This is a genomic window from Stenotrophomonas sp. 93052_Sma, from assembly GCF_056481145.1.
Genome location: NZ_CM151134.1, coordinates 3,194,997 through 3,216,294, shown reverse-complemented (window position 1 = coordinate 3,216,294; position 21,298 = coordinate 3,194,997). Strand labels below are relative to the sequence as shown.

Below are 21,298 nucleotides of genomic sequence, written 5' to 3'. Positions count from 1 at the left end.
TGCGCCGACCAGGGCAAACGACACCGGACGAGAAACCGTCAAAGCCCAGCGCAATGATGAAGCGAAAAGGGGACGGAGGGGATTAAGTCGTTTTGGGCACAAACGACTTAATCCCCTCCGTCCCCCTTTTGTGTCATTCGGGGTCGTAGTCGAGGTTGGAGGCCAGCCAGCGCTCGGCCTGGGCGCGGTCCACGCCCTTGCGGCGGGCGTAGTCGCTGACCTGCTCGCGGCTGAGGCGGCCGACCACGAAGTACTGGCTCTGCGGATGGCTGAAGTAGTAGCCCGAAACGGCCGCCGTAGGCAGCATCGCGAAGCTCTCGGTTAGTTCCATGCTGGCGTTGGCTTCGGCCTGCAGCAGGTCGAACAGGCGTCGCTTTTCGCTGTGCTCCGGGCAGGCGGGGTAACCCGGTGCCGGGCGGATGCCACGGTACTCCTCGTCGATCAGCGCCTCGTTGTCCAGCGTCTCGGCGTGCTCATGGCCCCAGAATTCGGTACGCACGCGCTGGTGCAGGCGCTCGGCCAGCGCTTCGGCGAAGCGATCGGCGAGGGCCTTCAGCAGAATCGCGTTGTAGTCATCGTGGTCGGCTTCGAAGCGCGCTACGTGCGCGTCGATGCCGATGCCGGCAGTGACGGCGAAGGCGCCGATCCAATCCTGCTTGCCGCTGTCGGCCGGGGCGATGAAATCGGCCAGGCAGAAATCCGGGCGCTCGGCCGGCTTGTCCACCTGCTGGCGCAGGAAGTGCAGGGTGGTCTCGCCCTGCGGGTGCTGCACGCGCACGTCGTCGCCGATGCTGTTGGCCGGCCACAGGCCGAACACGGCCTTGGCGGTCAGCCATTTCTCGCTGACGATGCGCTCGAGCATCGCGCGGGCGTCCCTGTACAGATCGCTGGCCTGGGTGCCGACGATTTCGTCGGTGAGGATGGCCGGGAACTTGCCGGCCAGCTCCCAGGCCTGGAAGAACGGCGTCCAGTCGATGTAGTCGACCAGTTCGGCCAGCGGGTAGTCGTCAAATACGTGCAGGCCGGGCTGGTTCGGTGCCGGCGGCGTGTAGGTGTCCCAGCCGCCCTGGAATTTCTGCCCCCGCGCGTGTTCCAGCGAAACCAGGCGCTTGGCATCGCCACGGTTGCGATGGCGCGCGGATCTCGGCATAGTCGGCCTCGTTGGCGGCTACGAAGGCCTCGCGCAGGTCACGCGAGATCAGCGACTGGGCCACGCCGACCGCGCGCGAGGCGTCCTTCACCCACACCGTGGGCGCCTTGTAATGTGGGTCGATCTTCAGCGCGGTGTGCGCGCGCGAGGTGGTCGCTCCACCGATCAGCAGCGGCAGGTCGAAGCCCTGGCGCTGCATCTCCCGGGCCACGTGGCTCATCTCTTCCAGTGATGGAGTGATCAGGCCGGACAGGCCGATCAGGTCGGCGTTGTGCTCGCGCGCGGCATCGAGGATCTTCTGCGCCGGCACCATCACGCCAAGGTCGACCACCTCGAAGTTGTTGCAGGCCAGGACTACGCCGACGATGTTCTTGCCGATGTCATGCACATCCCCCTTCACCGTAGCCATGATGATCTTGCCGTTGCTCTTGGCGGTGTCGCCACTGCGCGCCTTCTCGGCCTCGATGTAGGGCAGCAGGTAGGCCACGGCCTTCTTCATCACGCGCGCGGATTTCACCACCTGCGGCAGGAACATCTTGCCGGCGCCGAACAGGTCGCCGACCACGTTCATGCCATCCATCAACGGACCTTCGATCACGTCCAGCGGGCGGCTGGACGCCTGCCGGGCCAGTTCGGTGTCTTCTTCCACGAAGGCATCCAGGCCGTGCACCAGCGCGTGCGCCAGGCGCTGCGCCACCGGCTTCTCGCGCCAGGCGAGGTCTTCGGTCTTCACCGCGCCCTTCTTGCCCTTGTAGCGCTCGGCGATTTCCAGCAGGCGCTCGGTGGCATCGCTGCGGCGGTTGAGGATTACATCCTCCACGCGCTCGCGCAGTTCCGGTTCCAGTTCGTCGTAGATCGGCATGGCGCCGGCGTTGACGATGCCCATGTCCATGCCGGCGGCAATGGCGTGGTACAGGAACACCGAGTGGATGGCCTGGCGCACCGTTTCGTTGCCGCGGAACGAGAACGAGACGTTGGAAACACCGCCGGACACATGGCAGTGCGGCAGCGTCTGCTTGATGATGCGGGTGGCTTCGATGAAGTCCACCGCATAGTTGTCGTGCTCTTCGATGCCGGTGGCGACGGCGAAGATGTTCGGGTCGAAGATGATGTCCTGCGGTGGGAATCCGATCTCGTCGACCAGGATGCGGTAGGCGCGGGTGCAGATCTCGACCTTGCGTGCGCAGGTGTCAGCCTGGCCGCTTTCGTCGAATGCCATCACCACCGCGGCCGCGCCATAGCGCAGGACCTTGCGCGCGTGCTCGCGGAACAGCGCCTCGCCTTCCTTCAGCGAGATCGAATTGACCACGCTCTTGCCCTGCAGGCACTTCAGGCCGGCCTCGATCACGCTCCACTTGGAGGAGTCGACCATCACCGGAATACGGGCGATGTCCGGCTCGGACATGATCAGGTTGAGGTAGCGGGTCATCGCCGCTTCCGAATCAATCAGGCCCTCGTCCATGTTGACGTCGAGGATCTGCGCGCCGCTGGCCACCTGCTGGCGGGCCACGTCCACCGCTTCTTCGTAGCGGCCTTCCTTGATGAGCTTGCGGAACTGCGCGCTGCCGGTGACGTTGGTGCGCTCGCCGACGTTGATGAACAGCAGGTCCGGAGTGATGACCAGAGGTTCCAGGCCGGACAGGCGGGTAGGGCGGACAGGCGTCATGGCAGGCGTCAGCTCAACAGCAATAGGGTGGGAAGTGCGGAACGGTGGCGGCGACATTCATGCGGCCTGCTCCTGGACACCGGGCAGGGCGCGCGGCGGCAGCCCGGCCACGGCCTCGGCGATTGCGCGGATGTGGTCAGGGGTGGAGCCACAGCAGCCACCGACCAGGTTCAACAGGCCATCCTCGGCGAAACCGCGCAGGGTGCTGGCCATGTCCTCGGGCGTCTCGTCGTACTCGCCGAAGGCATTGGGCAGGCCTGCATTGGGGTGTGCGCTGACGTAGCAGTCGGCGACCTGCGAAAGGGTTTCCACGTGCGGGCGCATCGCATCGGCACCCAGTGCGCAGTTCAGGCCGATCGACAATGGGCGCGCATGCGCGAGCGACGCGTGGAAGGCCTCGGCGGTCTGCCCGGACAGCGTGCGCCCAGAGGCATCGGTGATGGTGCCGGAGATCATCACCGGCAACCTTGCGCCGCGTGCATCGAAGGCCTCCTCCAGTGCATACAGCGCGGCCTTGGCATTGAGCGTGTCGAAGATGGTCTCGACCATGATGGTGTCGGCGCCGCCGTCGATCAGGCCGTCAATGGCTTCGCGGTACGTGTCGCGAAGCTCGTCGAAGCTGGTGTTGCGAAAGCCCGGATCGTTGACATCGGGACTGATCGAGGCGGTGCGGCTGGTCGGGCCGATCACCCCGATCACGAAGCGTGGCTTGCCTGATGTGGTTGCGGCTACTGTATCGCAGCAGGTGCGTGCCACCGCTGCGCCAGCCTTGTTCAATTCGTACACCAGGTGTTCGAGGTGGTAGTCGGCCTGGCTGACCGACGTGGCGTTGAACGTGTTGGTCTCGACCAGATCCGCGCCCGCTTCCAGGTAGGCGGTATGGATGTCGGCGACGATCTGCGGCCGGGTCAGCAGCAGCAGATCGTTGTTGCCCTTCAGGTCATGCCCTTCCTGCACGGCGTGGTCGCAAGCGGGGCCATGCACATGATCGTAGCCACCGGCGAAGCGCTCGCCACGATAGTCGTCTTCCTGCAGGCCATGGCGCTGGATCATGGTGCCCATCGCGCCGTCGATGATCAGGATCCGCTCGCGCAGGGCGTCGAGCAGGGCGTTGGCACGATCAGGATGCAACCAGGGCAGGGCAGGCATGGCGATCTCGGGCTCAGGGCTTGTTGGCGATCAGTGAAATCACTTCGAAGTGCGGCGGACGCTTTTCGCGGGTGACCGTCTCCAGGCTGGATACCTGCAGGCCGGCCTTGTCGACGAACCTGCGCAGCTCCTTGTCGCTGAAGCCGAGGTTGACGTGGCCGTAGGCCTCCACCGCCGCCTTGTGCTCGTGGCGGGCCAGGCTGCACAGCAGCAGGCGGCCGCCGGAGCGCAGCACGCGCGCGGCTTCGGTCACCGCCTGCGCCGGTTTGCTGGCGTAGGTCAGCGCATGCATCAGCACCACCAGGTCGAAGCTGCCGTCCTTGAACGGCAGCGCATGCATGTCGCCCTCGCGCACTTCCACATTGGGCAGGCGGCGCAGGCGCTCGCTGGCGGCGGCAACCACGCGCGCTGGTATCGATGCAGATGTAGCGCTTGGCATGCGGGGCGACGAGTTCGGCCAGCACGCCGTCACCGGAGGCGATGTCCAGCACGTCGCCGGTCTCCAGCAGCGGCAGCGCCGTGCGCGCCAGCGCCTCCCAGGTGCGGCCCGGAGAGTAGTGGCGCTCCATGTCGCCGGCCACGCTGTCGGCCCAGTTCTGGTCGGAGGCACGGTGGGCCAGCACGGCGGCGACACGTTCAGCGTCCTGCCGCAGCAACGGGTCGTCGCTTCCATTGCTCAAGGCATGCCACAATGCACGCTGCGCCGGGTCCAGCTGGGCCTCGTCGAAGCGGTAATAGGCCGACACGCCCGCACGGCGGTCGCGGACCAGGCCGGCTTCCTTCAGGCGCGCGAGGTGGGTGGACACCCGCGGCTGTGCCAGCCGGGTGATCGCCGACAGTTCGGCCACGGTCAGCTCTTCCTGCTCCAGCAGCGCCAGCAGGCGTACGCGGGTCGCATCGGCGAACACCTTGAGGCGGGTCGACCAATCTTCCAGATCCATAAATATCTACCTATCGCGATATAGAGATATATTCGCTGAGAAGGCCTGCCGCGGTCAAGTCGCTGGCGTACGGAAACCGGCGGGCCCCGGTACAATCGAGGCACCTGGGCGCGCGGTGCGCGGCCCATAACTTCATGTACCCGGGAGGGTGTTGTGGATTTCAGCTTTACTGAAGAGCAGTTGATGCTGCAGGACGTGGCGCGGCGCATCGCGCAGGAAAAGATCGCCCCCAGCGCGGAGCACCATGACCGCACCGGCGAGTTCCCGCTGGACAACATCCGCCTGCTGGGTGAAAACGGCCTGATGGGCATCGAAGTGCCGACCGAATACGGTGGCGCGGGCATGGACCCGGTGGCGTACGTGTTGGCGATGGTGGAGGTCGCCGCCGCCGACGCAGCCCATTCGACCATCATGTCGGTCAACAACTCGCTGTTCTGCAACGGCATCCTCACCCACGGTACCGAGGAACAGAAGCAGACCTACGTGCGTGCCATCGCCGAAGGCGAGGCCATCGGCGCGTTCGCGCTGACCGAGCCGCAGTCCGGTTCGGACGCCACGGCCATGCGTTGCCGCGCAGTGAAGCAGGCCGATGGCACCTTCGTCATCAACGGCAAGAAGAGCTGGATCACCTCCGGCCCGGTGGCCAAGTACATCGTGCTGTTCGCAATGAGCGAGCCGGACAAGGGCGCGCGCGGCATCACCGCCTTCATCATCGATACCGACAAGGCGGGCTTCGGTCGCGGCAAGACGGAGCCGAAGCTCGGCATCCGCGCTTCGGCCACCTGCGAGATCGAGTTCAACGACTACGTGGCGCAGGCTGAAGACGTGCTGGGCCAGGAAGGCGAGGGCTTCAAGATCGCCATGAGCGTGCTCGATGCTGGCCGCATCGGTATCGCCTCGCAGGCCATCGGCATCGCCCGTGCCGCCTATGAAGCGACCCTGGCGTACGTGAAGGAGCGCAAGGCGTTCGGCGCGGCCATCGGTACCTTCCAGATGACCCAGGCCAAGATCGCCGACATGAAGTGCAAGCTGGACGCAGCGCTGCTGCTGACCCTGCGCGCGGCATGGGTGAAGGGCCAGGGCAAGCGCTTCAGCACCGAAGCAGCGGTGGCCAAGCTGACCGCCTCGGAAGCGGCGATGTGGATCACCCACCAGGCCGTGCAGATTCATGGCGGCATGGGATATTCGAAGGAAATGCCGCTGGAGCGCTACTTCCGTGATGCCAAGATCACCGAGATCTACGAGGGCACCTCGGAAATCCAGCGCCTGGTGATCGCCCGCAACGAGACCGGGCTGCGCTGAGTTCGACCGGCCGCGCCGCTGCAACGGCGGCGCGGCCAGTAGATCCACGCCATGCGTGGATACACGGTCTTCCTGGCCGAGCGATACCCTATCTGGTCCAATGCAAGCCGGTTTTTACGCGGTCTGCAAAGATGATCTATCGAGGTTGGGGATTCATGACGCTGGTGACGCCGATTGCAGCCATCCTGCTGCTGGCGTACTTCTTTCCGCATGAAGGCTCCAGGGGCAACACGCCGCTGCCCCAGGTTCTGTTGGGTGCAGGCATCGGCGCAGCGGTGAACGTATTGCTGGGTTTGTGGCTCAACCGTGCGCCCCGGCAGAAGGGTATGGCTGCACCCCATCATTTCTTCTTTGTGCCGATGCAATGGGCTGCATTGGCTCTCGTGGTGGTATGCGTGGTGGTTGCGCTGCTGCGCTGAGACGCCGGCTTGGCATGCGCCAACCTTGGTTGGCATGGATCCAGCGGCGCCAACCAAGGTTGGCGACTACCGGCTTCATGGCACTGACTCGTCCTGCCATAGGTTGACACCGATGGGTGGATGGTCCGGCCGCCGTCAGGCGGCCAAAGACGCCCGATGCATCGCATCGGGCGTCTGCATTTTAAGGGACAGGTGGGGGCGCTCAGCGTTGTAGATGTCTACGGCCTCAGCCACCATCTGGCGGGCTTGCCCCAGGTCCCGTGGGCGATGAAGCAGGAACTCGCACTTGAGGATCCCGTTGACTCGCTCTGCCAGAGCGTTCTGATAGCAGTCGTAGCCGTCGGTCATCGAGCAGGTCAGGCCGTGCCGCGCATGGATCTTCTGGTAGTAATCCGAGCAGTACTGGATTCCACGATCAGAGTGATGGATCAGCTTCTGCGGTGTCTTTCTCCCTTTCAGCGCCATCTCCAGCGCCTGAGCTACCTGCTCTGTCTGTAGCGTTTCATGCACGCTCCAGCCCACGATCTTGCGCGACCAGGCATCGGTGACCAGGCTCAGATACACGAACTTCCCCTGCGTCGGCAGATAGGTGATGTCCGCCACCCACACCTGCTCGCTACCGGTTGGTATTACGCATCCTTGGCCAGGTTTGAGCAGATTCGGATGCCTGCGAAAGCGATGATGGCTGTCGGTAGTCTTGTGATAAGCCCGACGTTTCGGTACCAGCAGGCGCGCTTCCCGAAGTACGTCAAACAACCGGTCACGTCCCATGGTGATTCCCGCCGCCTGCAGCTTCGGTCCGATCAAATGGTGCAACTTGCGCGTCCCGATCCGTGGCTGCCGCACGCGGCAATCGCTCACCAGCGCCAGTGCTTTGGTCTCGCTGGCGCGTCGTCGTTGATGCCGGCACCCCGCTTGATAGAACGCCTGTCGACTGATGCCGAAATGGCGGCAAGCCCTTGCCACGCTTACGCCTTTGAGGCGCCCTTGCGTGAGGACTTGCCTGAAGGCTTTTTTACGATGCGCACCCCGTAATCCTCTTTGAGGACATCCACGATGGCTTCGAAAAGCTGTGCTTTCTCGTTGGCCTCCCGCAACTGGACCTGCAGGGCCTTGATCTGTTGTTCCGGCGTCAGCGGCGTGGCCGGTCCACTTTTGGGAGAAGTCGTCATGGGGGCAGATGATGCACCACCTGACCAATCCTGCCGACCATGGCGGCGAAGCCACTTCAGAACCGTGCTGCTACCTTGGATACCGTATCGCTCCTGAGCCTTCTTATAGGTCAGTTCTCCACGCTCGACCTGATCGACCACGGACAACTTGAAGGCCAGCGAGTAATCCCGCTGACTGCGCCTGATTGTTGATTTCATTGAACATTCCTTTTCCAGAGGGAAAAGGTGTCAACCCAATTCAGGACGGGTCACACGAATGAAAAAGGCCCCGGATCGCTCCGGGGCCTTTTCGTTTCAACCCACCGCCGGATCAACGATCCGGGCGGTGCGCGGCTTCCGCGTCGCGCTGGCGCTCCATGAATTCCTTGGAGGACTCATCCAGCTTGTCACCCAGCATGCGGCGCACGACCACGAAGAACACCGGGATCATCAGCAGGCCGAGCAGGGTGGCGAACAGCATGCCGCCGATCACGCCGGTACCAATGGCGTGGCGGGAATTGGCGCCGGCGCCGGTGGAGATCGCCATCGGGATCACGCCCATGATGAACGCGAACGAGGTCATCAGGATCGGGCGGAAGCGCAGGCGTGCCGCCTCGATGGTGGCATCGCGCAGGGTCTTGCCTGCTGCGCGCTGTTCCACCGCGAACTCGACGATCAGGATCGCGTTCTTCGCGGCCAGGCCGATCACGGTGATCAGGCCGATCTTGAAGAACAGATCGTTCGGCAGGCCGCGCAGCATCGACAGGCCGAGGGCGCCAAGCACGCCCAGCGGCACCACCAGCAGTACTGCCACCGGGATCGACCAGCTTTCATACAACGCGGCCAGGCACAGGAACACCACCACGATCGACAGCACCAGCAGCAGCGTCGCCGCGTTGCCGGCCAGGATTTCCTGGTAGGACATGCCCGACCAGTCGTAGCCGAAGCCGGCCGGCAGATCGTCGTTGACGATGCCTTCCATGGTCTGCATCGCCTCACCCGAGCTGGTGCCCGGTGCCTGCGAGCCGACGATGTTGATCGCCGAGTAGCCGTTGTAGCGGCTCAGCGACGGCGGTGCCGACACCCATTCGGACTTGACCACCGTATTGAGCGGGATCATCGCATTGGTGCCGTCGGCATTCGTGGTCAGGCTGGAGGGGCTGTAGAAGCTCTTCAGCGACTCCTGGCCGGTGCGGTACGGACCATCGGCCTGCATGGTCACGCGTTTGATGCGGCCTTCGTAGAAGAAGTCGTTCACGTACACCGGGGCCAGCATCAGCTGGATGGTGCTGTACACGTCCGACACCGACATGCCCATCGACTGGGCCTGCACGCGGTCGACATGCAGCTGCAGCTGCGGGGCGTTTTCCAGGCCGTTCGGGCGTACGCCCACCAGATGATCGGGCTTCTGCGCAGCCTGGCCAAGCAGGATGTTACGCGCCTGGGTCAGCTGCTCGTAGCCGGCACCGCTGCGGTCCTGCAGCCACATGTCGAAGCCGCCGAACTGGCCGAGGCCCTGCACGGTGGGCAGGTTGACCACGAAGATCTGCGCTTCCTTGATGCCGTAGAACGCGCCGTTCATGTTCTGGATGAACTCGGGCGCGGTGAACTTGCGTTCCTCCCATGGCTTCAGGCGGATGAAGCCCATGCCCACGTTCTCGCCGGAACCGACGAAGCTGAAACCGGCCACCTGCAGCATGCCTTCATAGCCATCCTGCTTTTCCAGGATGCCACGCATCTGCGCGAACACTTCGTTGGTCTGGCCCTTGGTCGAGCCCGGCGGCAACTGCACGATCGCCAGCGCATAGCCCTGGTCTTCTTCCGGCAGGAAGCTGCCCGGCATGCGGGTGAACAGGAAGCCGCACAGTGCGGTCAGCACCACGAACAGGATCATCCAGCGCGGTGCATGGCGCACCGCCGAAGTGATGTGCCCCACATAGGTATGGCTGATCTTGTCGTAGTACTTGTTGAAGGTGCGGTAGATGATGTTCGGGTTGTCGTTGTGCGTCGGCTTGAGGAAGGTCGCGCACAGCGCGGGGGTGAAGCCCAGAGCCAGGAACGCCGAGAACGCCATCGAGATGGCGATGGTCAGCGCGAACTGCTTGTAGATCTCACCGGCGGCGCCGCCCTGCAGGGCGGACGGGATGAACACCGCGGCCAGGACGACGGTGATCGCCACCACCGCGCCGGTGATCTGGGTCATCGCCTTCTGCGTGGCCGGCTTCGGCGCCAGGCCTTCCTCGGTCATGATGCGTTCGACGTTCTCGATCACCACGATCGCGTCATCGACCACGATGCCGATCGCCAGCACCATCGCGAACAGGGTCAGCTGGTTGATCGTGAAGCCGATCATCCACATGCCCAGGAAGGTGCCGAGCAGGGCCACCGGGATGACCAGGGTCGGGATCAGGGTGGCGCGGAAGTTCTGCAGGAAGATCAGCATCACCAGGAACACCAGGAACACTGCTTCAAACAGTGTCTTGACCACTTCCTGGATGGAGATCTTGACGAAGGTGGTGCTGTCGTACGGCGAGAACCAGGTCACCCCGGACGGGAAGCTGGGCTGCAGCTCGTCCATCTTGGCGCGCACCGCATCGGCCACGTTCAGGGCGTTGGCGCCCGGCAGCAGCTGGATGGCGAAGGCACCGGTCGGCTTGCCGTTGTACTGGGTGTCGAAACCGTAGTTGTTGGCACCGAAGGCAACGCGGGCGATGTCCTTCATCAGCACCCGCGAACCGTCCGGATTTGCCCGCAGGATGATGTTCTCGAACTCCTGCGGCGAACTGAAGCGGCCTTCAGCCGAGACCGTGGCGGTGAAGTGCTGGCCTTCCGGCGACGGGTCCGAACCCAGCGCACCGGCGGCGAACTGCACGTTCTGCGCGCGCACCGCCGCCAGCACCTGGCTGGCCGAGAGGCCATAACCCTGCATCTTCTCCGGGTTGAGCCAGATGTTCATGGCGTACTCGGAACCGAACTGCTGGGTGCTGCCAACGCCGGGAATACGCGAGACCTGGTCGAGCACGCGCGAGCCGACGATGTCGTTCAGGGCGTCACGGTTGATGGCCGGCGTATCGGACTGCAGCGCGATCACCATCAGGAAGCCAGCGTTGGCCTTGGCCACCACCACGCCCTGCTGGGTCACTTCCGAAGGCAGGCGTGGCGTGGCCAGCGAGACCTTGTTCTGCACCTGCACCTGGGCGATGTCCGGATCGGTACCGGTCTCGAAGGTCAGGGTGATCTGCGCACGGCCGTTGGAGGCGGACGATGAGCTGAAGTACAGCAGGTGATCGATACCGGTCAGCTGCTGCTCGATCACCTGGGTGACCGATTTCTCGGTGGTGTCCGCACTGGCGCCCGGGTAGGTCGCCGAGACGGTGACCTGCGGCGGGGCGATGTTGGGATAGGACTCCACACCCAGGTTGAGGATCGCGATCACGCCGCTGAGCGAGATCAGGATCGCAACCACCCAGGCGAAGACTGGATGTTCGATGAAAAATTTAGGCATGACGGAAGGTTCCCGTTACTGCTTGTTCGAATCGGTGGCGGCCGGCTTGGCCGCATCGGCCTGCTCGGGCTTGGCCGCGTCGGCCGGTGCCTTGCCTGCGGCCGGTGCTGCGCCCGCCGGAGCGGCGCCGCCTGCGGCAGGCTTGCCGTTGGCGTCCTGCCCCGGGGTCCACGGCTTGGCCACCGCCGGCGCACCTTCCTTGACCTTCTGCACGCCGGCCACGATTACCTTGTCACCGGCGGCCAGGCCGTCGCTGACCAGCCAGTTGCCGTTCTGCGCGCCATCGGTCTTCACGTTCTTGCGCACTACCTTGCCGTCGGCACCGACCACCATCACGTAGCCGCCGGTGGTGTCGCGCAGCAGCGCCTGCTGCGGCACCAGGTAGGCGTTGTTGCGCTCGCCGAGGTTGGCCTGGAAGCTGACGAAGGCGCCGGGCAGCAGGATCTGCTGCGGGTTCGGCAGCAGCGCACGCAGCGACACCGCGCCGGTGGCCGGGTCGACCGTGGTCGAGGAGAAGTCCAGCGTGCCCGGCTCGCTGTAGGTGCTGCCGTCGGCCAGCTTGACGTTGACCGTGGCCTTGCCGTCACCGGACAGCGCCAGCGCACCCTTGGCCTGCTGCGCGCAGCTGGGTCAACTCGTCCACGCTCAGCGAGAAGTTCACGTACAGCGGGTCGAGCTGGTCGACGGTGGTCAGCAGGGTCACATCGCCCTGGCCGACCAGTGCGCCTTCGGTGACCTGCTGCTTGTTGGCCACACCGCTGATCGGCGCGGTCACTTCGGTATAACCCAGGCTGATGCGCGAAGAGGTCACCGCCGCTTCGGCCTGCTTGACCGCGGCCAGCGCGGTGCGCTCGGCCGATTCGGCGTTGTCCAGGTCGGACTTGGAGACGAACTGCTGCGGCGCCAGCGAACGCGCGCGGTCGGCGGCGACCTTGGCGTTGGCGTAGGTCGCGCGGGCCGAGGCCAGCTGGGCCTCGGAGGCATTGAGCGAAGCACGCAGCGGCGCCGGGTCGATCAGGAACAGGGGCTGGCCCTGCTTGACCTGCGAGCCTTCCTGGTAGACGCGCTTGAGCAGTACGCCCGGCACGCGCGCACGCACGTCGGCGCTGCGGAACGGCGACAGGCGGCCGACCAGCTCACGCTGCAGCGGCAGGGTCTGCGGCTTGGCGTCGATCACGCCCACCTCCGGCGGCGGGGGCGTCTGCTGTTCCGGCTTCTTGCAGGCAGCCAGCGCGACAGCAACGGCGCACGTCAGGGCAAGGGTGCGGAGTGGGGCGGTCATCAGGAGGAACTCCGGGGTTGGTTTGAAGACGGGGCCGCCGACGGCTGAGGCGCGAAGGCGCGCAGGAAGCTGTCGACGGAGAACTCTGCCCAGCGCCGACGCAGCTGCGCGTCATCACGATGGGGGGTATGGAAACGCTGTTTGTCGAAATCCTGACCGGCGATCATGCTCAGCAGCAGTTCGGCCATGAAGTGCGGGTCGTCATGCCGGAGCTGGCCACGCATGCAAACGGTTTCAATCCATTCAGCAAGATGAAGCGTCAGCGCGCCGGCGCCATGCCGGTACAGCGTACGCGCCTCTTCGGGAAACTGGGCCGCGTCGGCGGCGATCAGCCGACAGGCCTGCCCTACGTGCGGTTGGTTGAAATGCTCCAGGAAGTCGGTGGCGAACTGGAGCAGGCTGGCACGCAGGTCGTCAGTGCGGAGTGCACGAACCATGGCTCCGGTAGCGTGGCCGACATGGCGCTGCATCACCCGGCGCAGCAGTTCCTGCTTGTTGCCGTAGCGCGAGTACAGGGTCTGCTTGGAACAGCCGGCATGCTGGGCCACCGCGTCCATGCTCATCTGCATGCCCTGCTGGGCCAACAGCTCGCGCACGGCATCGAACACGCGCTCATCGCGTGCGTCGAGGGCAACGGGGAGGTAGGCCGGGTTCACACGGTGGACTATACCGTCCAGTTCAGGATTGTGGAATCGAATCGGCGTCGCCGCGTGTGTCTTCCGGTAACACGCTTTGCCGATCCTGTCGGCAGTGCTGAAGCGCGCACCAGCACCATACCGGTGCGAACTGAATAGGCGTCTAAACCGCAGCAAACCCGAATCTGGTTATTCCGTCCTGCAGCAAGGCCTTTTCGTGCGGTAGGGCTACAATTTCATTTTCCCAACTGAGCAAGCGCATCGCTCTGCCATGAAACCGCAAAAAACCGCAGCCAAGACCGTGAAAAACAAGACCAAACCAGCAGAGTCGGAGGTCGCAGTGACCGCTGGTTTCTCCCTGGAGCCGGTGTACACGGCATTGCGCAAGCGTTACCCCGCGGCCGCACAGGCCGAAGCGGTGGCCTTCGCCACTGACTTCTACAAGCGCATGGAGTCGGACGAGTTCCCGCACCACAGCGCTGAAGAGTGGGCCGCTCTCGCGGCTGAGACGCTGGAATTCGCCCGTGCCCGCAAGGCCGGCAAGGCCAACGTCCGCGTGTTCAATCCGACCGCGAAGGCCAACGGTTGGGAATCGCCGCACACCGTGCTGCAGATCGTCAACGACGACATGCCGTTTCTGGTCGACACCGTCACCATGTCGCTGGCCGAACAGGGCGTGGGCGTCCACGTGCTGGGCCACCCGGTGCTGCGCTTCACCCGCGACAAGGCCGGCAAGCTGGTCAAGGTCGGCGAGGGTGATGCCGAGTCGGTGATGCTGCTGGAGATCGACCGCCAGCCGGCCGAAGCCATGGCGGCCATCGAGCAGGCCATCAGCAAGGCGCTGGACGAAGTGCGTGCGATCGTGCGCGACTGGCAGCCGATGAAGGACAAGGCGCTGGCGCTGGCCGACGACCTGGGCAGCCGCCAGCTGCCGGTCGACGACGCGTCGCGCAAGGAAGCACAGGAATTCCTGCGCTGGGCCGCCGACAACCACTTCACCTTCTTCGGCTACCGCGAGTACCGCGTCGAGAAGCAGGGCAAGGAAGAGGTGCTGGCGCCGCTGAACGACACCGGCCTGGGCCTGATGCGCGGCAAGGACAAGTCCGCCGCCCGTCCGGTCAAGACCCTGGCCGCGCAGGGCCTGAACACCACGTCCGGGCTGAAGGACGCGCTGATCCTGACCAAGACCAATGCCCGTTCGCGCGTGCACCGCGCCGGCTACATGGACTACATCGGCGTGCTGGAATTCGACGCCAAGGGCAAGATCATCGGCGAGCAGCGCTTCCTCGGCCTGTTCACCTCCAGCGCCTACAACCGTCGCCCGTGGGAAATCCCGCTGGTGCGCCAGCGCCACGAGCACGTGATGAAGCAGTCGGGCCTGGCCTCGGCCAGCCACAGCGGCAAGGCCCTGCGCCACATCCTGGAAACCCTGCCGCGCGAAGAACTGTTCCAGTCCAGCGAGGACGAACTGTTCCGCACTGCCATGGGCGTGCTGGGCCTGCAGGAGCGCGTGCGCAGCCGCCTGTTCCTGCGCCGCGACAAGTACAGCCGTTTCATCTCCGCGCTGGTCTACCTGCCGCGTGAGCGCTTCAACACCGACGTGCGCCTGCGCATCGAAGCGATGCTGAAGGACGCGCTGCACGGCGAGTACGTGGACAGCTCGGTGGTGCTGGGCGAATCGCCGCTGGCCCAGGTGCACCTGATCGTGCGCCCCAAGCCGGGCGAAATGCTGGACGTCGATACCGCCGAACTGGAGCAGAAGCTGGCCCAGGTGCTGCGCAACTGGCAGGACGACCTGCGCGAAGCGCTGGTGACCCGCCACGGCGAAACCGAAGGCCTGCGCATCGCTGCCCGCATCGGCAAGGCACTGCCGGCCGGCTATATCGAAGACAACAGCACCGCCGTTGCCGCCAACGATGTCAGCCAGCTCGATGCCCTGACCGGCCCGGACGACCTGCGCCTGAGCCTGCAGGCCGTGCCGCGCGAAAGCGGCGATGGCCTGCGCCTGAAGCTGTATCGCCAGCTGGACGACATTCCGCTGTCGGACGCGCTGCCGATGATGGAAAACATGGGCCTGCGCGTGATCGCCGAGCGTCCGTACCGCCTGTCGGTCGACAACGCGCCGGTGTACGTGCAGGACTTCGAGGTCGAGTCGACCGCCGGCGCGATCGATGCCGCCAGCGTCGATGAAGCCTTCGGCGAGACCTTCGCCCGCGTCTGGCACGGCGATGCCGAGAACGACGGCTTCAACCGCCTGGTGCTGGCCGCTGGCCTGCACTGGCGCCAGGTCGCCATGCTGCGTGGCTACTGCAAGTACCTGCTGCAGACTGGCGTGCCGTTCTCGCAGGCCTACGTGGAAGGCACCTTTGCGCGCTACCCGCTGCTGGCCCGCCTGCTGGTCGAGCTGTTCGAAGCCCGCTTCGATCCGGCTACCGGCCATGAGAGCAAGGACGATATCGCCGCCGGCCAGGCCCAGCTGAAGGCCCACTTCGATGTGCTGGCTGCTGGCGACGACGCCACCCTGAAGGTGCTCAAGACCGTGGTCGACGCCCGCAAGGGTGACCGCGACGCGCAGATGCAGGCCGCGCGCGATGCGCTGCTGAAGCTGATGGACCGCGTGTCCAGCCTGGACGAAGACCGCATCCTGCGCTCGTTCATGGGCGTGATCGACGCGACCCTGCGTACCAGCTACTACCAGACCGATGCCAACGGCCAGCACGGCCATGTCATCAGCTTCAAGTTCGATTCGGCGCTGGTGCCGGACCTGCCGAAGCCGCGCCCGTACCGCGAAATCTTCGTCTACGGCCCGCGCGTGGAAGGTACCCACCTGCGCTTCGGCGCGGTCGCCCGTGGTGGCCTGCGCTGGTCGGACCGTCGCGAAGACTTCCGTACCGAAGTGCTGGGCCTGGTCAAGGCGCAGATGGTCAAGAACACCGTCATCGTGCCGGTCGGCGCGAAGGGCGGCTTCTTCGCCAAGACCCCGCTGGTGAACGGCGACCGCGACGCGATCTTCGCCAACGGCGTGGCCTGCTACAAGCTGTTCATCCAGGGCCTGCTGGACATCACCGACAACATCGTCAACAACAAGATCGTGCCGCCGGTGGATGTCGTGCGCCACGACATGGACGATCCGTACCTGGTGGTGGCTGCCGACAAGGGCACCGCGACCTTCTCCGACATTGCCAACGGCCTGGCCATCGCGCACGGCTTCTGGATGGGCGATGCGTTCGCCTCTGGTGGTTCGGTGGGTTACGACCACAAGGGCATGGGCATCACCGCACGCGGTGCGTGGGAGTCGGTCAAGCGCCACTTCCGTGCGCTGGGCCGTGACAGCCAGAGCCAGGACTTCACCGCAGTCGGCGTCGGCGACATGTCCGGCGACGTGTTCGGCAACGGCATGCTGCTGTCGCGCCACATCCGCCTGGTCGCTGCGTTCGATCACCGCCACATCTTCCTGGACCCGAACCCGGATGCAGCCACCACGTTCGTCGAACGTGAGCGCCTGTTCACCGTGCCGCGTTCGAGCTGGGCGGACTACGATGCCAAGCTGATCAGCAAGGGCGGCGGCGTGTACCCGCGCAGCCTGAAGTCGATCGAGATCACCCCTCAGGTGCGTGAAGTGCTGGGCCTGGACGAGAACGTCAAGGCGCTGTCGCCGAACGACCTGATGAGCGCGATCCTGAAGGCACCGGTCGACCTGCTGTGGAACGGCGGCATCGGTACCTACGTCAAGGCCGCCAGCGAGCAGCACAGCGATGTCGGCGACCGCGCCAACAACGCGCTGCGCGTGAACGGTGGCGAGCTGCGCTGCAAGGTGGTGGGCGAGGGCGGCAACCTGGGCATGACCCAGCTGGGCCGCATCGAAGCTGCCCAGGCCGGCGTGCTGCTCAACACCGACTTCATCGACAACTCGGCCGGTGTCGACACCTCCGACCATGAAGTCAACATCAAGATCCTGCTCAACGATGTGGTGCGGGCCAAGAAGTTGACCGTCGAGCAGCGCAACAAGCTGTTGGCCTCGATGACCGATGAAGTCGCCGAGCTGGTGCTCAACGACAACTACCGCCAGAACCAGGCGCTGAGCCTGATGGAGCGGATGGCAGTCAAGCGCCTGGGTTCCAAGCAGCACTTCATCCGTACCCTGGAGCAGCAGGGCCTGCTTGATCGCCAGATCGAGTTCCTGCCGTCCGATGCCGAGCTGTCGCAGCGCAAGGCACGCGGCCAGGGCCTGACCCGTCCGGAGCTGTCGGTGCTGCTGTCCTACTCCAAGCTGGTGGCGTTCGCCCAGCTGCTGGATTCGGACATTCCGGAAGATCCGTACCTGTCCAAGGAGCTGCAGCGCTACTTCCCGACCCCGCTGCAGAAGAAGTACGCCGACGCAATGGAGCGTCACCGCCTGAAGCGCGAAATCATCGCCACGGCCGTGACCAACCAGACCATCAACCGCATGGGCGCCACCTTCCTGATGCGCATGCAGGAAGACACCGGCCGTTCCATCGCCGAGGTCGCCAAGGCCTACACCATCAGCCGCGAAACGCTGGATGCACGCGCGCTGTGGGCGCAGATCGATGCGCTCGACGGCAAGGTGCCGGAGTCGGTGCAGATCGACGCGCTGGAAGTGATCTGGAAGCTGCAGCGCTCGTTCGTGCGCTGGCTGCTGTCGCGCCCGGGCGCGATGCCGGGCATCACCGAAGCGGTCAACCGCTACCAGGGTCCGTTCAACGACATCCGTGTTGCCTCGGGTGTGCTGCCGGATTCGCAGCGTCCGACCTACGAAGCCCTGGTGGCCGAGTGGAAGGAAAAGGGCCTGCCGTCCGCACTGGCGCAGCAGCTGGCCGAACTGCACTTCCTGGAGCCGGCGTTCGACATCATCGAACTGGCCCGTACCCGCAAGCTGAAGCCGGTGGACGTGTCCAAGGTCCACTTCCGCCTGGGCGATGCCCTGCAGCTGCCGTGGCTGTTCGAGCAGGTCGACGCGCTGGAGGTTAATGGCCGTTGGCACGCCGTGGCACGTGGCGTGCTGCGTGACGAGCTGGCCGCCAACCACCGCAACCTAGCGGGCCAGGTGCTGGGCACCAAGGGCAGCAGTGCTGAAGCGAAGGTGGCGGCCTGGATGGGTCGCGACGACAACAGCCTGCGCTTCACCCTGGCGATGCTGGCCGAACTGGCCGAGCAGAAGACCCTGGACTACCCGACCGTCTCGGTCGCGGTGCAGCGCCTGGGCCAGCTGGCCGCGCATGGTGCGTAAGCGCATTCGCGCTGACGCCCCACGGTTTGCTCTGCAAACCGTGGGCCCCATGCCAACCATGCTCCCAGACCCCCGCGCCGTTGGCGCGCCCCCTGACTCAGGGGGGCTCCTGATCTGCAGCAGTTGGAGGAACGGCCCCGCGAAAGCGGGGCCGTTCTGTTTCTGCCTGTTTTTCTGCGATCACTGACCCGACGCCGGCCGTCGACCTGTCAGGTGGATGACCGGCATATCCGCCGGGACCGTGAGCGCCATGGATGGCGCGATCGAGCCCCCAGGGACGGGTTTACGGCGTGTCCCGGCGGATATGCCGGTCATCCGCCCCGCGCGGTCCACCCCCCGGCGCTCGGTTATGCTCTTCACCAGTCCCCCCCGGATCCACCGATGAGCGACACCCCCCGCATCGCTTTCCTGGCCAGCACCACCGAGCCCGCGCAGATGGCCCGCGCCGCGATGGTCTCGCGCTATGGCGATCACGCGCCGGAGCAGGCGGACGTGCTGTGCCCGCTGGGCGGCGACGGTTTCATGCTGCAGACCCTGCACCGGCACGGGCACCTGGGCAAGCCGGTGTTCGGCATGAAGCTGGGCACCGTCGGCTTCCTGATGAACCAGTACCGTGGCGACGACGACGTGCAGGCGCGCATTGCCCGTGCCGAACCGGCCAACCTGCGCCCGCTGGAAATGGTGGCGTTGACCGAGTCGGGCACCAGTACCGGTTCGCTGGCCTACAACGATGTGTCGCTGCTGCGCCAGACCCGCCAGGCGGCGCATATCGGCATCGACCTCAACGGCCAGGAACGTGTGGCCGAACTGATCGGAGACGGCGTGCTGGTGGCCACCCCGGCCGGCAGTACCGCCTACAACTATTCCGCGCACGGACCGGTGCTGCCGCTGGGCTCGCATACCATCGCGCTGACGCCGCTGGCCCCTTACCGGCCGCGACGCTGGCGCGGGGCGATCCTCAAGGCCGACACCGAGGTGCGTTTCCGCGTGCTTGATCCGTACAAGCGCCCGGTCAGCGTCACAGCGGATTCGCACGAGACCCGCGACGTGGTCGAGGTGACCATCCGCGAGTCGAAGGACCGCCGCGTGACCCTGCTGTTCGACCCGGAGCACAACCTGGAAGACCGGATCCTGAGCGAACAGTTCGTTTTTTGACGACAATAGGCGGCCGGCCCCGCCGACCGCTTGAAGGACCCCCACCGATGGGCGACAACTCCCCCCGTTTGCTGACCGTCGCGGTGACCTCGCGCGCCCTGTTCGACCTCGAGGAAAGCCATGCGCTGTTCGAGAGCGATGGCGTGGCGGCCTATGCCGAATTCCAGCGCCAGCACGAGGACGATATCCTCGGGCCCGGCGTGGCCTTCCCGGTGGTGCGCAAGTTGCTGGCGCTGAATCAGGGCGCCAGCCCGGAGAACCCGCGGGTCGAGGTGATCCTGCTGTCGCGCAATTCGGCCGATACCGGCCTGCGCATCTTCAATTCGATCCAGCACTACGGCCTGGGCATCATCCGCGCAACGTTCACCGCCGGCGAGCCGACCTGGCCGTACGTGAAGCCGTTCGGCACCGACCTGTTCCTGTCGGCCAACCCCGAATCGGTGCGCAGCGCGCTGCGCCATGGCATCGCGGCGGCGACCATCCTGCCCAAGCCGCCGGGCGAGACCGCCGCCGCGGCGGCCGACCAGATCGATACCGGTCGCCCGGCCGGTCAGCTGCGCATCGCCTTTGACGGTGACGCCGTGATCTTCGGCGACGAGAGTGAGCGCATTTCGCGCGAGCAGGGCGTGGAAGCCTTTGGCCGCCACGAACGCGAGCGCGCCCGAGAGCCGCTCAGCGGCGGGCCGTTCCGTGGCTTCCTGTCGGCGCTGCACACGCTGCAGGAAGTGTTCCCGGCCGGAGACAGTGCACCGATCCGCACCGCACTGGTGACCGCGCGTTCGGCACCTGCGCACGAACGGGTGATCCGCACCCTGCGTGAGTGGGGTGTGCGCCTGGACGAAGCGCTGTTCCTCGGTGGCCGCCACAAGGGCCCGTTCCTGCAGGCGTTCGGCGCCGACATCTTCTTCGATGATTCGCAGCACAACATCGACAGCGCCCGAGAGCATGTGGCCGCCGGCCACGTACCACATGGTGTCGCCAACGAGAGCTGAGGCCACGACGGGTGGGTGCCAACCGTTGGTTGGCACTGCCATGCATCCGTGCCCACCAAGGTGGGCATCTACCAGAGCGCCATGCCCCGGTAGTCGCCAACCTTGGTTGGCATTGCCGTCAGGCCACGGGTCCCGTCAAGGGCTGCCCGACATCCCCAGCTGCAGGTCCACCACCTTCCAGCGCAGGCCCTGCGGTTCCAGCACCACCTTCATTGGCGGCTGGCCGGGGCCGCGATCGACATCGATCACGAAGCGGTCCAGCGCTTCGAAATGATGTTCGGCATGCTTCAGCGGCCGTGCGGGTTCGGTCGCGCCGAAGGCATCGCCGCCCTGCAGTTCATTGCGGCCGCGCTTCCACAGCACGTGACCCTGCAGCATCGCGCCGATCCCGGTCGGGGTCACCATGGTGTCCACCGCGGCACCACCAAGCTGGTCGCCCAGCCCGTACAGCAGGGCACCGAACGGGCTGGCCGCCACATCCGGGCCGGCCTGGCGCACCAGATAGTCATTGAGCTGCGCGCGCAGGCTGCTGCGCACGCGCGGGAAATCGACGTAACGCTCCAGGCGCGCGGTGTCGCGTTGCTCAATGGCCTTGGACAGGCCATTGACGGTCATGTACGGGCCGCCGAACCACCAGGCGGCCAAGGCCAGGACCAACAGCCCAACGAGTGCGGTGAGTTTCTTCATGCCGCCCAGACTGCCG

10 protein-coding genes and 3 pseudogenes are annotated in these 21,298 nt (G+C 65.4%); 5 read left to right on the top strand and 8 right to left on the bottom strand.

The annotated features are described in order from the left end of the window. Positions 1–133: 133 nt before the first annotated feature. The 3 genes and pseudogenes from metH to ACZK2V_RS15150 form a co-directional block, all read right to left on the bottom strand. Positions 134–2,816: pseudogene (gene metH, locus ACZK2V_RS15160) on the bottom strand (methionine synthase). Between the two features lie 57 nt (positions 2,817–2,873). Then, on the bottom strand, positions 2,874–3,965 hold the full coding sequence (locus ACZK2V_RS15155; protein ID WP_486322558.1) for a homocysteine S-methyltransferase family protein: 1,092 nt from the start codon (positions 3,963–3,965) through the stop codon (positions 2,874–2,876). Between the two features lie 13 nt (positions 3,966–3,978). Then, positions 3,979–4,906: pseudogene (locus ACZK2V_RS15150) on the bottom strand (ArsR/SmtB family transcription factor). 153 nt (positions 4,907–5,059) lie between these two features. Between ACZK2V_RS15150 and ACZK2V_RS15145 the strand changes: the two are divergent. Both ACZK2V_RS15145 and ACZK2V_RS15140 read left to right on the top strand, forming a co-directional pair. Continuing rightward, positions 5,060–6,208: an acyl-CoA dehydrogenase family protein gene (locus ACZK2V_RS15145; RefSeq protein ID WP_049463155.1), complete on the top strand. Its 1,149-nt coding sequence runs from the start codon at positions 5,060–5,062 to the stop codon at positions 6,206–6,208. A 155-nt stretch (positions 6,209–6,363) separates the two neighbouring features. Beyond that, the gene (locus ACZK2V_RS15140; protein WP_080355173.1) at positions 6,364–6,627 is read left to right on the top strand and encodes a hypothetical protein; all 264 of its coding nucleotides are present in this window, start codon (positions 6,364–6,366) and stop codon (positions 6,625–6,627) included. Positions 6,628–6,762: 135 nt separating this feature from the next. Here ACZK2V_RS15140 and ACZK2V_RS15135 read toward each other — a convergent pair. The 4 genes and pseudogenes from ACZK2V_RS15135 to ACZK2V_RS15120 all read right to left on the bottom strand — a co-directional run bounded on the left by ACZK2V_RS15135 (position 6,763) and on the right by ACZK2V_RS15120 (position 13,221). Beyond that, positions 6,763–7,997 (bottom strand): IS3 family transposase gene (locus tag ACZK2V_RS15135; RefSeq protein ID WP_223224739.1). Its coding sequence is split into 2 segments (ribosomal slippage): positions 6,763–7,646 and positions 7,646–7,997, totalling 1,236 coding nucleotides; the frame shifts between segments, so codons are not numbered across the junction. A gap of 112 nt (positions 7,998–8,109) precedes the next feature. Next, positions 8,110–11,283: a multidrug efflux RND transporter permease subunit gene (locus ACZK2V_RS15130; RefSeq protein ID WP_049400218.1), complete on the bottom strand. Its 3,174-nt coding sequence runs from the start codon at positions 11,281–11,283 to the stop codon at positions 8,110–8,112. A gap of 15 nt (positions 11,284–11,298) precedes the next feature. Further along, positions 11,299–12,565: pseudogene (locus ACZK2V_RS15125) on the bottom strand (efflux RND transporter periplasmic adaptor subunit). After that, a complete protein-coding gene (locus ACZK2V_RS15120; RefSeq protein WP_032127669.1) occupies positions 12,565–13,221 on the bottom strand; it encodes a TetR/AcrR family transcriptional regulator in 657 nt (218 codons plus the stop codon). Before ACZK2V_RS15120 ends, ACZK2V_RS15125 begins: the two are co-directional and overlap by 1 nt. A 250-nt stretch (positions 13,222–13,471) precedes the next feature. Here ACZK2V_RS15120 and ACZK2V_RS15115 point away from each other — a divergent pair, with 250 nt between their 5' ends. The 3 genes from ACZK2V_RS15115 to ACZK2V_RS15105 all read left to right on the top strand — a co-directional run bounded on the left by ACZK2V_RS15115 (position 13,472) and on the right by ACZK2V_RS15105 (position 20,595). After that, positions 13,472–18,448 (top strand): NAD-glutamate dehydrogenase, encoded by a 4,977-nt coding sequence (locus tag ACZK2V_RS15115; protein ID WP_486322557.1) that lies wholly within the window; start codon positions 13,472–13,474, stop codon positions 18,446–18,448. A gap of 381 nt (positions 18,449–18,829) precedes the next feature. Further along, entirely contained in the window at positions 18,830–19,603 is a 774-nt protein-coding gene (locus tag ACZK2V_RS15110) for an NAD kinase (protein WP_006376667.1), read from the top strand. Between the two features lie 47 nt (positions 19,604–19,650). After that, positions 19,651–20,595 (top strand): 5'-nucleotidase, encoded by a 945-nt coding sequence (locus ACZK2V_RS15105; RefSeq protein ID WP_087923029.1) that lies wholly within the window; start codon positions 19,651–19,653, stop codon positions 20,593–20,595. 135 nt (positions 20,596–20,730) lie between these two features. Here the strand turns inward: ACZK2V_RS15105 and ACZK2V_RS15100 are convergent, their stop codons facing one another. Next, positions 20,731–21,282: a DUF2939 domain-containing protein gene (locus ACZK2V_RS15100; RefSeq protein ID WP_071227460.1), complete on the bottom strand. Its 552-nt coding sequence runs from the start codon at positions 21,280–21,282 to the stop codon at positions 20,731–20,733. Positions 21,283–21,298: the final 16 nt, after the last annotated feature.

What these genes read in the sequence shown, in the direction of transcription:
- ACZK2V_RS15155 (WP_486322558.1), bottom strand. Translation starts at nt 3,965, where the DNA reads ATGCCTGCCCTGCCCTGGTTGCATCCTGATCGTGCCAACGCCCTGCTC.
- ACZK2V_RS15140 (WP_080355173.1), top strand. Translation starts at nt 6,364, where the DNA reads ATGACGCTGGTGACGCCGATTGCAGCCATCCTGCTGCTGGCGTACTTC.
- ACZK2V_RS15110 (WP_006376667.1), top strand. Translation starts at nt 18,830, where the DNA reads ATGAGCGACACCCCCCGCATCGCTTTCCTGGCCAGCACCACCGAGCCC.
- ACZK2V_RS15115 (WP_486322557.1), top strand. Translation starts at nt 13,472, where the DNA reads ATGAAACCGCAAAAAACCGCAGCCAAGACCGTGAAAAACAAGACCAAA.
- ACZK2V_RS15105 (WP_087923029.1), top strand. Translation starts at nt 19,651, where the DNA reads ATGGGCGACAACTCCCCCCGTTTGCTGACCGTCGCGGTGACCTCGCGC.
- ACZK2V_RS15130 (WP_049400218.1), bottom strand. Translation starts at nt 11,283, where the DNA reads ATGCCTAAATTTTTCATCGAACATCCAGTCTTCGCCTGGGTGGTTGCG.
- ACZK2V_RS15100 (WP_071227460.1), bottom strand. Translation starts at nt 21,282, where the DNA reads ATGAAGAAACTCACCGCACTCGTTGGGCTGTTGGTCCTGGCCTTGGCC.